At 60.2% G+C, this 13,675-nt stretch carries 14 protein-coding genes; 8 read left to right on the top strand and 6 right to left on the bottom strand.

Going from position 1 to position 13,675, the window contains the following annotated elements; all coding sequences use genetic code 11:
• Positions 1 to 31: 31 nt before the first annotated feature.
• The 4 genes from ACIP66_RS12300 to ACIP66_RS12285 are packed head-to-tail and all read left to right on the top strand — an operon-like array spanning position 32 to position 3,605.
• The gene (locus ACIP66_RS12300) at positions 32 to 961 is read left to right on the top strand and encodes a metal ABC transporter substrate-binding protein (RefSeq protein ID WP_400648375.1); all 930 of its coding nucleotides are present in this window, start codon (positions 32 to 34) and stop codon (positions 959 to 961) included.
• Entirely contained in the window at positions 958 to 1,803 is an 846-nt protein-coding gene (locus ACIP66_RS12295) for a metal ABC transporter ATP-binding protein (protein ID WP_400648372.1), read from the top strand. The genes ACIP66_RS12300 and ACIP66_RS12295 overlap by 4 nt, the downstream gene beginning before the upstream one ends.
• Positions 1,803 to 2,702, top strand: coding sequence for a metal ABC transporter permease (locus tag ACIP66_RS12290; protein WP_007917717.1), 900 nt, complete (start codon positions 1,803 to 1,805; stop codon positions 2,700 to 2,702). Before ACIP66_RS12295 ends, ACIP66_RS12290 begins: the two co-directional genes overlap by 1 nt.
• Positions 2,703 to 3,605, top strand: a complete 903-nt coding sequence (locus ACIP66_RS12285; protein ID WP_400648368.1) for a metal ABC transporter substrate-binding protein — start codon at positions 2,703 to 2,705, stop codon at positions 3,603 to 3,605. It abuts the gene before it with no gap.
• 143 nt (positions 3,606 to 3,748) lie between these two features.
• On the opposite strand, the gene ACIP66_RS12280 is transcribed toward ACIP66_RS12285, so the two are convergent.
• From ACIP66_RS12280 to ACIP66_RS12260, 5 genes are all read right to left on the bottom strand, one after another.
• Positions 3,749 to 3,973 carry an MbtH family protein gene (locus tag ACIP66_RS12280; protein ID WP_053122206.1) on the bottom strand — a complete coding sequence of 75 codons (225 nt, stop codon included), beginning with the start codon at positions 3,971 to 3,973 and terminating at the stop codon, positions 3,749 to 3,751.
• Positions 3,974 to 4,056: 83 nt separating this feature from the next.
• On the bottom strand, positions 4,057 to 5,469 hold the full coding sequence (locus ACIP66_RS12275) for an aspartate aminotransferase family protein (RefSeq protein ID WP_400648365.1): 1,413 nt from the start codon (positions 5,467 to 5,469) through the stop codon (positions 4,057 to 4,059).
• A 142-nt stretch (positions 5,470 to 5,611) separates the two neighbouring features.
• Complete coding sequence (locus ACIP66_RS12270; RefSeq protein WP_400648361.1) at positions 5,612 to 6,097, bottom strand: GNAT family N-acetyltransferase; 486 nt, start codon at positions 6,095 to 6,097, stop codon at positions 5,612 to 5,614.
• Between the two features lie 191 nt (positions 6,098 to 6,288).
• Complete coding sequence (locus ACIP66_RS12265) at positions 6,289 to 7,611, bottom strand: ATP-binding protein (protein ID WP_400648358.1); 1,323 nt, start codon at positions 7,609 to 7,611, stop codon at positions 6,289 to 6,291.
• Positions 7,611 to 8,291: a response regulator gene (locus ACIP66_RS12260; protein WP_053122214.1), complete on the bottom strand. Its 681-nt coding sequence runs from the start codon at positions 8,289 to 8,291 to the stop codon at positions 7,611 to 7,613. Before ACIP66_RS12260 ends, ACIP66_RS12265 begins: the two co-directional genes overlap by 1 nt.
• A gap of 272 nt (positions 8,292 to 8,563) precedes the next feature.
• On the opposite strand from ACIP66_RS12260, the gene ACIP66_RS12255 reads away from it, so the two are divergent.
• The 4 genes from ACIP66_RS12255 (at position 8,564) to dsbG (ending at position 12,740) form a co-directional block, all read left to right on the top strand.
• Positions 8,564 to 9,268 (top strand): hypothetical protein, encoded by a 705-nt coding sequence (locus ACIP66_RS12255; protein WP_400648355.1) that lies wholly within the window; start codon positions 8,564 to 8,566, stop codon positions 9,266 to 9,268.
• A gap of 111 nt (positions 9,269 to 9,379) precedes the next feature.
• Entirely contained in the window at positions 9,380 to 11,113 is a 1,734-nt protein-coding gene (dsbD, locus tag ACIP66_RS12250) for a protein-disulfide reductase DsbD (RefSeq protein WP_400648352.1), read from the top strand.
• Positions 11,113 to 11,994 (top strand): TlpA disulfide reductase family protein, encoded by an 882-nt coding sequence (locus ACIP66_RS12245; protein ID WP_053122220.1) that lies wholly within the window; start codon positions 11,113 to 11,115, stop codon positions 11,992 to 11,994. Before dsbD ends, ACIP66_RS12245 begins: the two co-directional genes overlap by 1 nt.
• Positions 11,970 to 12,740, top strand: a complete 771-nt coding sequence (dsbG, locus tag ACIP66_RS12240; RefSeq protein ID WP_400648349.1) for a thiol:disulfide interchange protein DsbG — start codon at positions 11,970 to 11,972, stop codon at positions 12,738 to 12,740. The genes ACIP66_RS12245 and dsbG overlap by 25 nt, the downstream gene beginning before the upstream one ends.
• An 82-nt stretch (positions 12,741 to 12,822) precedes the next feature.
• Here the strand turns inward: dsbG and ACIP66_RS12235 are convergent, their stop codons facing one another.
• Positions 12,823 to 13,635, bottom strand: coding sequence for an alpha/beta fold hydrolase (locus tag ACIP66_RS12235; protein WP_400648347.1), 813 nt, complete (start codon positions 13,633 to 13,635; stop codon positions 12,823 to 12,825).
• Positions 13,636 to 13,675 lie beyond the last annotated feature (40 nt).

The following is a 13,675-nucleotide window of genomic DNA, read 5'->3' as shown; positions in this document are numbered from 1 at the left end:
TCGCCCTCACCCGAGAGAAGACCGTTTGCCCATGTCTATTTCATCGTCCCGCCGTCCATTGTTGCGTCTGTTTTTAGCCGGTCTCTGTGCCTGCCTGCTGAGCCCGTTGGCCAGCGCCGATCAGGCCAAACGCCTGCGCATTGGCATCACCCTGCACCCGTATTACAGCTATGTGGCGAACATCGTCGGCGACAAAGCCGAAGTGGTTCCGCTGATTCCGGCCGGTTTCAACCCGCACGCCTATGAGCCGCGCGCCGAAGACATCAAGCGTATCAGCGGACTGGACGTGATCGTTCTCAACGGTGTCGGCCATGATGATTTTGCCGACCGGATGATCGCCGCCAGCGAAACGCCGAGCGTCAAAACCATCGAAGCCAACGAAAACGTGCCGCTTTTGGCCGCCACCGGGGTCGCCGCACGCGGTGCCGGCAAAGTGGTCAACCCGCACACGTTCTTGTCGATCAGCGCCTCGATCGCCCAGGTCAACAACATCGCCCGCGAACTGGGCAAACTCGACCCGGACAACGCCAAAACCTACACGCAGAACGCCCGCGCCTATGGCAAACGCCTGCGGCAGATGCGCGCCGACGCGTTGGCCAAGCTGACCGAGGCGCCGAACGCCGAGCTGCGCGTGGCCACGGTGCACGCGGCTTACGACTACCTGCTGCGTGAATTCGGTCTGGAAGTGACAGCAGTGGTTGAGCCGGCGCACGGCATCGAGCCGAGCCCGAGCCAGTTGAAGAAGACCATCGATCAACTGCGCGAACTGGACGTGAAAGTGATCTTCTCGGAGATGGATTTCCCGTCGAGTTACGTCGATACCATTCAGCGTGAATCCGGGGTGAAGCTGTACCCGCTGTCGCACATCTCCTACGGCGAATACACCGCCGACAAGTACGAAAAGGAAATGACCGGCAACCTCAACACCGTGGTGCGGGCGATTCAGGAGTCGGGGGCATGACTTCAAAAGAATCAATTTCGAATGAGCCCGGATCCCCTGTGGGAGCGAGCCTGCTCGCGAAGGCGTCCGCTCAGTCAATACCTTCGCTGGATGACACACCGCTTTCGCGAGCAAGCTCGCTCCCACAGGTCTGCGGGCCGACTTTGGATTTTGCGGAGGTTTGTCTGACGCTGGGGCGGACGACGATTCTCGACAAGGTCAGTTTTCAGGTGCAGCCCGGCAACGTACACGCATTGGTCGGCCCCAACGGTGGCGGCAAGAGTTCGTTGATCAAAACCCTGCTCGGGCAGATGCCGCATCAGGGCCAGCTCAGCCTGCAATGGCCCGGCGAGCCCGGCACCATCGGTTATGTGCCGCAAGCGCTGGAATTCGATCGCGGCCTGCCGATGACCGTCGACGATTTCATGGCCGCGATGTGCCAGCGTCGCCCGGCGTTTCTTGGTTTGAGCAAACACTACGCCGGCGCCATCGGCGATGCGCTGGAACGCGTCGGCATGCAGGACAAACGCAAGCGGCGCATGGGCGCGCTGTCCGGCGGTGAGCGGCAGCGGGTTTTGCTCGCACAGGGTTTGATTCCGGCGCCGAAATTGCTGGTGCTCGATGAGCCGATGTCAGCTCTCGACGAAGCCGGGATTCAGGTGTTCGAACGCCTGCTCGGCGATTGGCGCGCGGCCGGCATCACGGTGTTGTGGATCGAACATGATCTGGAAGCCGTCGGCCGTCTGGCCGATCGCGTCACCGGCCTCAATCGTCGCGTGCTGTTCGACGCCACACCTCGCGAGGCGTTGACCCCGGAGCGTCTGCTGACACTGTTTTCGACCCATCCACGGAGCGCGAGCTGATGAGTTACGAAGCCTTTCGTTTGATGGTTCAAGGCTGGGCCTCGTCCGGTTATCTGCCGGAAGCGCTGGCCTACGGTTTTGTCGTCAATGCGCTGCTCGCCGGCCTGTTGATCGGTCCGGTGCTCGGCGGCCTCGGCACGCTGGTGGTGGTCAAGCGCTTCGCGTTTTTCTCCGAAGCAGTCGGTCACGCCGCGCTGACCGGCGTGGCCATTGGCATTCTGCTTGGCGAACCCTACACCGGGCCATACGGCAGTCTGTTCGGTTACTGCCTGTTGTTCGGCATCCTGCTCAATTACCTGCGCAACCGCACCGGTCTGGCGCCAGATACCTTGATCGGCGTATTCCTCTCGGTGTCGCTGGCCTTGGGTGCGAGCCTGCTGCTGATTCTCGCCGGCAAGATCAACGTGCACATTCTGGAGAACGTGCTGTTCGGTTCGGTGTTGACCGTCAATGGCAATGACCTGGCGGTGCTGGCCATCGTCGGCTCGCTGGTCATGGCGCTGGCACTGCCACTGTACAACCGCATCATGCTCGCCAGCTTCAACCCGCAACTGGCGGCGGTGCGCGGCGTCGCGGTGAAGACACTGGACTATCTGTTTGTGATTCTGGTGACCTTGATCACTGTGGCAGCGGTGAAGGTTATCGGCGCGATTCTGGTCGGTGCGCTGCTGGTGATTCCCGCCGCTGCGGCACGCTTGCTTAGCCAGTCGCTCAAGGGCTTTTTCTGGTGTTCAGTGTTGATCGCTACTGTGAGCACCTTGTGCGGGATTCTCGCGCCGATCGTTTTCGATCTGCCGATTCCGTCCGGCGCCGCGATCATTCTGGTTGCCGGCATCGCCTTCGCCCTCGCCGCCATCGCGCGCGGTGTCGTCCCGAGTCTGAAAGGGAATCTTGGATAAATGACTTTTTCAATGCGCAAATTGACCTTGGCCATGGCCCTGTGCGGCGTGGTCAGCACACCTGTGTTCGCCGCTGAAAGCACCAAGCCGCTGCACGTGCTGGCCTCGTTGCCGATCACTTACGGCTTGGGCGAAGTGTTGCTCAAAGGCACTGACGTCAAGCTCGAACGCGCGGCGCCGGCGAATCTGCCGGGCAGTCGCCAGACCGCTTACTTCACCGGACGCGGCGCGCCGGCGCTGAGCAAACTGGCGACCGACGCCGACGCGGTGATCGGCGTGCGCTCGCTGTGGGCCGATGATCCGCTGTACCCGATTTCTCGGCGCAGCAATATCCGTATCGTTGAAGTCGACGCCGCGCGCCCGGTGGACGGCGCCCTGCCCGGCATCGCTGTGCAACCGGATCTGAAGGTGGACGGTTTGAACAGTCAGCCGTGGCTGGCGAGCAACAACATGGGGCGCATGGCCGACGTGATGGCGGCGGATCTGGTGCGTCTGGCACCGAGCGCCAAGCCGAAAATAGAGGCGAATCTGGCGGCGTTGAAACAGCGTTTGCTCAAACTCAGTGCCGACAGCGAGGCGAAGTTGGCCAGCGCGGATAATCTGAGTGTGATGAGTTTGAGTGATCACTTTGGCTATTTGATTGGCAGCCTCAATCTGGAGTTGGTCGGCCAGGATCCACGGCCGGATGCGGAGTGGACGGCTGAGGATCTGCAGAAACTGACGGCGACACTCAGGGACAATGACGTCGCGGTGGTGCTGCATCATCGTCAGCCTTCCGATGCGGTGAAAGCGGCGGTGGCGGCCTCGGGAAGTCGGTTGGTGGTGTTGAGTACCGATGCGGCGGATCCGGTGGCGGAGCTGGAGGGGAATGTGGATTTGGTGCTTAAAGGATTGAAGGGCTGAAGATCAAAAGATCGCAGCCTTCGGCAGTTCCTACAGGATTTACGCTTACCAATGTAGGAGCTGCCGAAGGCTGCGATCTTTTAAGGACATAAAAAAACCCGCTAACCGTCACCGGTTCAGCGGGTTTGTTTTTGCCTGATGACTTACTGCGCCGCGACCTGCGCTTCCATCTTCTGCCGCAAGCTCAGCGGACGCATGTCAGTCCAGACTTCCTCGATGTAGGCCAGGCATTCCTTTTTCAGGCCGCTCTTGCCCACGGTGCGCCAGCCTTCCGGCACGGCCTTGTAGTCCGGCCAGATCGAGTACTGCTCTTCGTGGTTGACCACGACCTGAAAGAGGATGTCCTCGCGGTCGAATACTGACGTCATGCTGGTTCTCCATCGTTGTAAGGGTGGGCTGCACAACGGGTGCAGCCGGGTATAAAGAAAGAACGTTCGGCGCGGCGAAAAATTTACACAGCGGTGGTGGCAGCGGCCAACGCGCGGCCGAAGATCTCGGCGACACGGTCGATCTCCGCCGCAGTAATCACCAGCGGCGGCAGAAAACGCACCACGGCGCCATGCCGACCACCGAGCTCCAGAATCAACCCGCGCTTGAGGCATTCACGCTGTACCAGCGGCGCCAGACGGGCGAAGGCCGGCGGATGGCCGAGCGCATCCGCCGCACCGTTCGGGTCGACCAGTTCAACCCCGAGCATCAGACCGCGACCGCGAATATCACCGAGTTGCGGGAAGTCGCGCTGCAAAATGCGCAGATGCTCGCTCAAGCGTTCGCCCATGGCGGCGGCATGTTCGCAAACCTTGTGTTCGACCAGATAACGCATCACCGCCGACCCGGCGGCCATCGCCATTTGATTGCCACGGAAGGTGCCGGCGTGCGCGCCCGGCTGCCAGGTGTCGAGCCAGTCGCGATAGACCACCACCGCCAGCGGCAGGCTGCCGCCGATGGCTTTGGACAGCACCACCACGTCTGGCACGATGCCAGCGTGTTCGAACGCAAACATCTTGCCGGTGCGGGCGAATCCGCTTTGAATCTCGTCGACGATCAATGCGACGCCGGCCTTCTCGGTGATCCGGCGCAAACCGCGCAGCCACTCGATATCGGCTGGAATCACCCCACCCTCGCCCTGCACTGCTTCGACGATCACCGCTGCGGGCAGTTGCACGCCGGCTTCGGGGTCGTTGAGCAGGTTGTCCAGATAGCTCAGGTTGGCCTTCACACCCGCCGCGCCACCGAGGCCGAACGGGCAACGGTAGTCGTACGGGAACGGCATGAACTGCACGCCGTTGCTGAGTAACGCGCCCAACGGTTTCTTCGGCCCCAGACTGCCCATCAGGCTCAACGCGCCCTGGCTCATGCCGTGATAACCGCCGGAAAACGACAGCACGGTGCTGCGTCCGGTGGCCGTGCGCACCAGTTTCAATGCGGCTTCCACGGCATCGGTGCCGGTGGGGCCGCAGAACTGGATTTTCGCTTCTGCTGCCAAAGCCGCTGGCAGCAAAGCAAACAGATCCTGAACAAATTGATCCTTGACCGGCGTGGTCAGGTCCAGCGTGTGCAGCGGCAATTCATCGGCCAGCACTTGCTGGATCGCTTCGATCACCACCGGGTGGTTATGCCCCAATGCAAGCGTGCCGGCACCGGCCAGGCAGTCGATGAACGTGCGCCCTTCAACGTCTTCGACGTACAGACCTTTGGCACGTTTGAGCGCCAGCGGAATGCGCCGCGGATAGCTGCGAGCATTGGATTCCTGTTGCGCCTGACGCGCGAGCAGCGGCGACTCGTTGAACTGGTACAGCGTTTCCGCCGGCACCGAGGTGACTCGGGCCGACGACTCTTCAATAAGGCTGGTGGCGACTGACATCTCTCGACCCTCAATACGCTATGGATAGTGACCAAAACAGCACACCGGGCAGGTGCGCGTTCCGGTCGCGGGGCGCACTTGCAGGTTTTCCTGTTCTGGAAACGCTTCAGCGTGTCGAGGATTTAGACCCTTGATCGAGTTGTCAGCTGGAGTCTGCCAACGGCTTGCTCATGGGCTGTGTCTGCAGGCCCTTGTCGTTAAGGGCTGGCGCCGATTCGCGGTAGCCCAGATGGTGATAAAACGACTCACCGGTGCGGGTGCTGTTGAGTTGAATGTGGATCGCGCCGCGAATGCGTAGCCAGCCTTCGAGATCGGTCATCAGCGCCCTGCCTGCACCGCGTCGAAAGCACTCCGGTTGCACGTAACAGAACGTGATATCGCCATTGGCTGCGGCCATGCCGACGCCGACCGGTTTGTCATCGAGCAGGGCGATATTCAGATACAGCTGCGGGTTGGCGAGCCAGAGGCTGATGTCTTCGGCTGATTGCCGAAAAATCCATTCGCTGACCCGTCGGGGGTCGTTGCGATGATCAAGTGCACAGCCGATACGGATGGAGCGTTCGATGATGCGGCTGATGATACCGGCGTCGGCCAGCGTGGCCGCGCGAATACAGATGGGTGCTTCCATGGCGCAGATCCCTCAATCCATTGAGATAAAGCTGGGGCTGACCTTAACCCTCACACCCCCGGATAGCGACCGCCAAGAAGTTACATTTAATGAGTAACCCCTGTAGGAGCTGCCGAAGGCTGCGATCTTTTGATCTTGAAAAACAACATCAAAAGATCGCAGCCTTCGGCAGCTCCTACAGGGGCGTCAGGTCAGAGGGGTTGCAGCGGCATGCTCAATTCAACGCGCAAGCCATCCGGACGGCTGTCGAAATGCAGGGCGCAATCACAGCGCTGGACGATCGCCTGAACAATCGCCAGTCCGAGACCGCAACCGGTACTCTGCCCGTTGCGCCAGAAACGCTGGGTCAGATGCTGCAAATCATCTGGCGCAATGCCCGGCCCATGGTCGCGCACGATGAAGCGCACGCGGTTGCCGATGGTTTCTAGGCTCACCTCGACCGCACAATCTTCCGGCGTATGCCGCAGCGCGTTATCGAGCAGATTGCGCAGCGCGGCAATCGACAGCACTGCCGGCATTTGCAGCGGCGCCTCGGACAGTTGAGCAGGCAGTTGCAACTTGATGCGCAGCCGTTCACCGCCGGTAGCGTCTTGAATCGCCAGTCGGGCGACTTGCTCGGCGCTGCACTGCGAGCCGTCGTCGAAGGACAGACTGCCCTCGACCCGCGCCAGCAACAGCAATTGTTCAAGGGTGCGATGCAGACGATCAGCGCCCTCCTCAGCCCTTGCCAACGACTGATCGCGGGCGCTGCCTTCAGTCATGCGCGCGACTTGCAGGTGAGTCTTGATTGCCGTCAGCGGACTGCGCAGCTCATGGGCCGCATCACCGGTCAGACGGCGTTCGCGCTCGATGGTTTTACCGATGCGCTGGAACAACTGATTCTGGGTATCCAGCAGCGGCTTCAATTCGCTGGGAAATGACTGCAACTGCAACGGTTCCAGCGAGTCGGCATTACGCCGCATCAACGCTTCGCGCAGTCGATTGAGCGGTGCCAATCCTTGACCGATGCCCAGCCACAGCAGACACAAGCAGCCAAGCAACGCCACACCCACAGGCACCGAAGCGGCGAGCAGAATCGACATGTTCAGCGCCTCGCGCTCAATCTGCCGATCCGCCGTGGTGATGCGCACATCGCCGCGCGCGAGGGTGAAACTGCGCCACGGCGCGCCGTCGATCATCTGATCGTGGAAGCCCATTTTTTCGGCTTCCAGCGCTTGCTCAGGATTGTTGTGGCTGCGGGCAAGAATTTCCCCGCGCAACGAACTGACCTGACACGCCATGCCGCCGGGAATGTTCAGTTGTTCCGCGCTGAAGTGAGTGCCCTCGCCTTTGCTCGGCAGTGCCGGCAATTGTTCCAGCAACCCGGCGACCATGCGCGCCGACGCCACCAGGCGCTGGTCGAGGGAAAACATCATCTGGTTGCGCAGGTCGCTGAGCATCCAGGCCGCGGCCAGCGCCCAGATCAGCGCGAACGCGGCGCCGAGGGTCAGGCTCAGACGCAGTCGCAGACTCATCACTTGCCTTGATCTCCGCCATCCGCCGGGCCCAGGCGATAGCCCAGACCGCGCACGGTTTCGACGATGCCTTTGCCGAGTTTGCTGCGCAGGTGGTGAATGTGCACGTTGAGCGCGTTGCTTTCCAACTCGTCGTTGAAACCGTAGACGCTGTCTTTCAACTGTTCGGTGGAAAGCACCCGGCCGCGATTGTGCAACAGCGCTTGCAGCAGTGATTGCTCGCGTCGCGACAAATCCACCGGTTGCCCCGCGAGCATGGTTTCGCGGCTGCTCGGGTCGTAGGTCAATGCGCCGTGCTCGATCAGATTGACGCTGCGACCGGCGACGCGGCGCAACAGGGTTTGCAGACGCGCGAACAGTTCGCGCAGATCGAACGGCTTGAGCAGGTAATCGTCGGCGCCGGCCTGCAAGCCATCGACGCGATCAGTGACTGAGTCGCGCGCGGTCAGAATCAGCACCGGAATCTCCAGGCCGCTTTGCCGCAATTGTTGCAGCAACTTGAGGCCATCTTCGTCGGGCAGGCCGAGATCGAGCACCATCACGTCAAATTCCGCGACCTTGAGCATCGCCCGCGCCTTCGACGCGGTGTTGACGTGCTCAACGGTCAGCCCCTGAGCCGTGAGACCGGCAACGATCCCGCTGGCGATCAGCTCATCGTCTTCGCAAACCAGTACGTGCATGGGAGCTCCGTGAGCAAAAAAGGCGATTCGAACAGAGAAAGATTAAGTGGCAATTATGGCAAGCACTATCGCTGGGGAGAAGCGCGGCGGCAAAAACGGCTCGGAATCCCCTGTTTGATTGCACCTTATTATCAGGCTGTTGATTAAAACTGGATGGCTGAATCTGCCGTAGCAACAATCCGAATAACACACCACCGCGCTTTTAACGATGATTGGATTATTGTCGATAAAAGCAACTTAACCTATCAACAACTTCAGATTCGGAAACAATCATGCCCCAACTAAAAAACTTCGTAGCGGTAGACTGGCGCGCAGGCAAAGACAAAATCTACTTCTTCTTCAAAGACACCAACACTTACTCCCGCTTCGACATCGAGGACAACCGGGTTATTGATGGACATCCCACTACGCCCAACGCCATCAACTGGCATGACTTCCACCCCCACGCGCAGGATCTGCGTTTCGGATTCACCACCACTGGCTTTGAAACCCCGGAGTATCTGGGGTTTGACTCCGATATCTTGTGGCTTTTCTACCACGACGGCGAGCAACCCATGGTGTGTAAATACGATCAGGACACGGACAAGGCTAACAGTTTCATGCCTCTGTCCAAATCGCCTTGGTTTCTTTTGGAACCCTACTTCAATCGTATTATCGCCGGTACCTGGAGAGAAAGCGCGCACCAGCCGCGCGCCTTTGAGTTCCTGCTTAATGATGGGACTTGCGTTCTTATCAACCTCACTAACGGCGTTAATACCGTCCACCATAAAAACATCAAAGATATTTGGCCTGAACTGAGCCGTTATCAACACAGGATCATTACCGCGGTGCAAAACGACCGGTCACTGGCGGACAGTTATTACTATGTTTTTCTAACGGGAAACCAGTACCTCAGGTGCAATCTTTGGACGCATCGATTGCTCGAGGGGCCGATCGACGTCAACGACGGCAATTGGCCGGGGCTATTGCGCGACTGAACAGGCCAAACGAAGCGCCTGGCAGGTCAGCGGGTTACCGGGCGAGGTTAATCATCGGTTAATCTCTAGCCCCCATTGTTCGCCACACTTGCACAGGGACAAGGCTCCTCCATGCGTCATTTTTTTCTTTTGTTTGCACTGCTGATTTCGAGCCTGGCCCAGGCCGGGAATAATCCTTTCGAATCAAAACCGGAATTTTTGCCGGTCGACAAGGCGTTCGTCCTCACCTCCGAACGCCTGGAATCCGGTGAAACCCAGCTGTTCTGGCAAATCACCGACGGCTACTACCTGTATCAGAAACGCCTGAAATTCGATGGGCTGACCGCCGAACAACAACCAGCGCTGCCAACAGGTGAATCCCACAGCGATGAGTTTTTCGGTGAGCAACCGGTTTACCGCCAAGGCCTGGAGGTGAAAATCCCCGCCTCGGCCAGCGGCCAGATCAAAGTCAGCTATCAGGGCTGCGCCGATGCCGGTCTGTGCTATCCGCCGCAAACCCGCGTGATTGATCTGGGGGGCAAAGCCGCCGTCGCTGCCAGCACCGAAGCGCCGGATCAAGCCTTGGCCAGCAGCCTGCAACAACGGGCGCTGGGCTGGAGTTTGCTGGTGTTCTTCGGCCTTGGTCTGTTGCTGGCCTTCACCCCTTGCACGTTGCCGATGTTGCCAATTCTGGCGGGTATGGTCGTCGGCAGCGGCGCCACTCCGCGTCGTGGTTTTGCGCTGGCCGGCAGTTATGTGATTTGCATGGCGCTGGTGTATGCCGCGATGGGCGTGATTGCCGCGCTGCTCGGCGCCAACCTGCAAGCGTGGCTGCAGAACCCCTGGCTGCTCGGCACTTTTGCCGCGATCTTTGTGGTGCTGGCATTGCCGATGTTCGGCTTCTTTGAACTGCAATTGCCGGTGGCGCTGCGTGATCGCCTCGAACACGCTTCGCGCAGCCGCAGCGGTGGCAGCCTGATCGGTGCCGGTGTGCTCGGTGCGTTGTCCGGTTTGCTGGTCGGCCCGTGCATGACCGCGCCGCTGGCCGGTGCGCTGCTGTATATCGCGCAGAGTGGCAATGCGTTGCACGGCGGTTTGATTCTGTTCTCGCTGGGAATTGGTATTGGCGTACCGCTGTTGCTGCTGGTGACTGTCGGCAATCGCTTCCTGCCAAAACCGGGTGCGTGGATGAACCTGCTCAAAGGCGTGTTCGGTTTCCTCTTTCTTGCTACCGCGTTGCTGATGCTGCGTCCGGTGCTGGATCCGTCGTTGTGGCTGGGCCTGTGCGGTGCGCTGCTGTTGATCGCCGCTTACAGCGCCTGGAAACAATCCGAAGGCTTTGGGCGGGTTGCACAGATGTTTGGCGCCGCTGCACTGCTGTTGGGTTTGTGGGGCAGTTTGCTGGTGATCGGCGCGGCGGGTGGCAGTGATGATCCGTATCAGCCGCTGCAGGTTTACAGTGCCGGTCGCACCGCAAGCGCTGCACCGAATGGTCATGAGGCGTTCACCACCATCAAGGATCCTGTCGCTTTGCAAAGCGAACTGGATGCTGCGAAAGCCAAGGGCCAGTGGGTGCTGCTCGATTACTACGCCGACTGGTGCGTGTCGTGCAAAGTCATGGAGAAACAGGTGTTCGGCAAAGACAAGGTGATGCAGGCGCTGAGCGATGTGCGTCTGCTCAGGCTCGATGTCACCGCCGACAACGCTGCCAGCCGCGAACTGCTCAGCCGTTACAAAGTGCCGGGGCCACCGAGTTTCGTCTGGATCGGCACTGACGGCGAAGAACGCCGCAGCCAGCGCATCACCGGCGAAGTCGATGCCGACACCTTCCTGCAACGCTGGGCCACCACCCGGGACGCCAATTAATGCTGACCTTCACCCTCGGCACTTTTGCCATCGCGCTTAACCACCTGCTGCTGATCAGTGCTTTGGCGCTGGCGACGTTTGTCGGCTGGCGGGTGGCCAAGCGCGGCGGTGATAACCCCGAGTCGGCGCTGTTCAGTCTGTTTCTGCTGGGCATGTTGGCCGCGCGCATCGCGTTTGTGCTGATGTACTGGTCGCACTACCGCAATGACCCGTGGCAAATCATCGACCTGCGCGATGGTGGTTTTCTGGCCTGGCCGGGGGTGATCGTTTTGCTGTTGGCAGCGCTGTATCGCGGCTGGCGTCGTCCGGGCTTGCGTCGACCGTTGGGTTTTGGCGTGGCCAGTGGCGTGGTGTTCTGGCTGTTGGCGACGCTGTCGCTGAACATTTACGAACAGGGCACGCGCCTGCCGGACATTGCCCTGCGCAATGCCGCCGGGGAGACGGTCAAACTCAGCGATTATCAGGGTGGCCCGCTGGTGATCAACCTCTGGGCGACCTGGTGCCCGCCGTGCCGACGGGAAATGCCGGTGCTGGAAAACGCTCAGCAACAACGTCCCGACCTGACCTTCCTGTTCGTCAATCAGGCGGAAAGCATGCAAAGCGTCGCGACGTTTCTCGAAACCCAAGGCCTGAGTTTGAACAACGTGTTGTTCGATCGCGGCGGTCGACTCGGTCAAGCCGTGGGCTCCATGGCTTTGCCGACTACGCTGTTCTATAGCCCTGATGGCCGCCTGCTGGGCAGCCACTTGGGCGAGTTGTCCAATGCCAGCCTGGCGCGCGCACTGGAAAACTTCGACACCGCGCCTTCAAGTCCCAATCCGGCCGCAGCGACGGTCAACTCTGCAAGGAAACTGCCATGCCCCGCCTCCGCCACCTGCTGACGCTGACTCTGGGCACTGCCCTGTTGCACCTGCCGTCCGTGCAGGCTGCTGAAGAACTGCCGGCCGCGATCAAACAGATCGAAGCCAAAGGCGCGAAAATCGTCGGCCAGTTCGATGCCCCCGACGGTTTGCGCGGTTACGCGGCGCAATACCAGAATCGTGGCATGGCGCTGTACCTGACCGCGGACGGCAAACACGTGATTCTCGGCAATATGTACGACGCCGACGGCAAGGACTTGAGCAGCGAACCGTTGCAGAAACTGGTCTATGCGCCAATGGCCAAGGAAGTCTGGGCCAAGTTCGAGGCGAGCAACTGGATTCAGGACGGCAACAAAGATGCACCGCGTACCGTGTATCTGTTCAGCGACCCGAACTGCCCGTACTGCAACATGTTCTGGGAACAGGCGCGGCCCTGGGTGAAGTCCGGCAAGGTGCAATTGCGTCACATCATGGTCGGGATCATCCGCGAAGACAGCCCGGGCAAATCCGCTGCACTGCTGGCCGCAAAAGACCCGGCCAAAGCCCTGGAAGATCACGAAAAGGCTGGCAAGGGCAGCTCGCTCAAAGCCTTGAAAGATATTCCCGCAGCCGTGCAAACCAAACTGGCGGCGAACATGCAGTTGATGGAAGACCTGGATTTGCAGGCCACCCCGGCGATTTTCAACATGGATGCCAAGGGCGAGCTGCAACAACAGCAAGGTGCGCCTTCACCGGACAAATTGGCGCAGATTCTCGGGCCTAAGTAAGCAAGATCAAATGATCGCAGCCTGCGGCAGCTCCTACAGGGGAATGCGTTTCCTGTAGGAGCTGCCGCAGGCTGCGATCTTTTCAATGGCGCTCAGCCAAAAAGGCAAACAACACCTCCGTCACAAACTGCGCATTCTCCAGATTGGAGATATGCCCCGCCTCCGGCACCAGCGCCCACGGGCAGCCAATCAACTCGGCCATTTCCTTTGCCTCTGACGGTGGCCGTGGTTTGTCCTGATCGCCGCACAGCACCAGCGTGCTGGCAGCGTTCAATTCGCCCAGACGCGGCAACAAATCTTCGCGGCCAAAGGTAATTCGCCCCATCGGCACGATGCTTTCGCGCAGGCGATCTGCGCTGTACGCCGCCAGTTTCGCGCGGAATGCCTGATACAGCGGCGATTGCGGATCGATGCCCGGGCGGAAGAAGATCGGTACGACGATGTCGAGCAGTTGCTCGGAGATTTCGCCGGTGTCTTCGATTTGCTTGAACAGCGAGAAATAGTACTGGCGGGTAGGTTCCGGTTCGACGCCGAGGTAGGTGTCCATCAGCACCAGCCCGTTGATCCGCTGCGGCGCCGCCAGCGCGAGACGTGCGCCCCACATTCCGCCGACCGACAATCCGACGAGAGTGACCTGATCAATCTGTAGATGATCGAGCAAGGCCTGCGCCTGCCGGGCGATGTCATCGAGGGAGGTGGTGCCTTCCGGTAGCCGGCCTGACTCGCCGTGGCCCCACAGATCGAGGGCGATCACCCGATAGTGTGGCGATAGCGCGGCGATCTGCGGCGCCCACATGGCCTGATCCCACAGATAACTGCCGGCGAGCAGTACCGCCGGGCCGGTGCCTTGATCAATGTAATGCAGCGCTTGTCCGTCAACCGTAAAGAAGGGCATCGATTCACCTGCGCGGTAAAAAACAGAACCGGCAGACTGA

It is taken from the genome of Pseudomonas sp. NPDC088429 (genome assembly GCF_044753305.1).
Classification (GTDB): Bacteria; Pseudomonadota; Gammaproteobacteria; order Pseudomonadales; family Pseudomonadaceae; genus Aquipseudomonas; species Aquipseudomonas rustica.
Note: the sequence above shows the minus strand (reverse complement) of the source record. Positions and strands in the feature narration are given on the sequence as shown.

Bases quoted from the DNA above. Each gene is read 5' to 3' on its own strand.
- dsbG (WP_400648349.1), top strand. From the start codon at position 11,970: ATGCCCCGCCTCCGCCACCTGCTGACGCTGACTCTGGGCACTGCCCTG.
- ACIP66_RS12270 (WP_400648361.1), bottom strand. From the start codon at position 6,097: ATGGAAGCACCCATCTGTATTCGCGCGGCCACGCTGGCCGACGCCGGT.
- ACIP66_RS12300 (WP_400648375.1), top strand. From the start codon at position 32: ATGTCTATTTCATCGTCCCGCCGTCCATTGTTGCGTCTGTTTTTAGCC.
- ACIP66_RS12265 (WP_400648358.1), bottom strand. From the start codon at position 7,611: ATGAGTCTGCGACTGCGTCTGAGCCTGACCCTCGGCGCCGCGTTCGCG.
- ACIP66_RS12255 (WP_400648355.1), top strand. From the start codon at position 8,564: ATGCCCCAACTAAAAAACTTCGTAGCGGTAGACTGGCGCGCAGGCAAA.
- ACIP66_RS12245 (WP_053122220.1), top strand. From the start codon at position 11,113: ATGCTGACCTTCACCCTCGGCACTTTTGCCATCGCGCTTAACCACCTG.
- dsbD (WP_400648352.1), top strand. From the start codon at position 9,380: ATGCGTCATTTTTTTCTTTTGTTTGCACTGCTGATTTCGAGCCTGGCC.
- ACIP66_RS12260 (WP_053122214.1), bottom strand. From the start codon at position 8,291: ATGCACGTACTGGTTTGCGAAGACGATGAGCTGATCGCCAGCGGGATC.
- ACIP66_RS12295 (WP_400648372.1), top strand. From the start codon at position 958: ATGACTTCAAAAGAATCAATTTCGAATGAGCCCGGATCCCCTGTGGGA.
- ACIP66_RS12280 (WP_053122206.1), bottom strand. From the start codon at position 3,973: ATGACGTCAGTATTCGACCGCGAGGACATCCTCTTTCAGGTCGTGGTC.
- ACIP66_RS12285 (WP_400648368.1), top strand. From the start codon at position 2,703: ATGACTTTTTCAATGCGCAAATTGACCTTGGCCATGGCCCTGTGCGGC.
- ACIP66_RS12275 (WP_400648365.1), bottom strand. From the start codon at position 5,469: ATGTCAGTCGCCACCAGCCTTATTGAAGAGTCGTCGGCCCGAGTCACC.
- ACIP66_RS12290 (WP_007917717.1), top strand. From the start codon at position 1,803: ATGAGTTACGAAGCCTTTCGTTTGATGGTTCAAGGCTGGGCCTCGTCC.
- ACIP66_RS12235 (WP_400648347.1), bottom strand. From the start codon at position 13,635: ATGCCCTTCTTTACGGTTGACGGACAAGCGCTGCATTACATTGATCAA.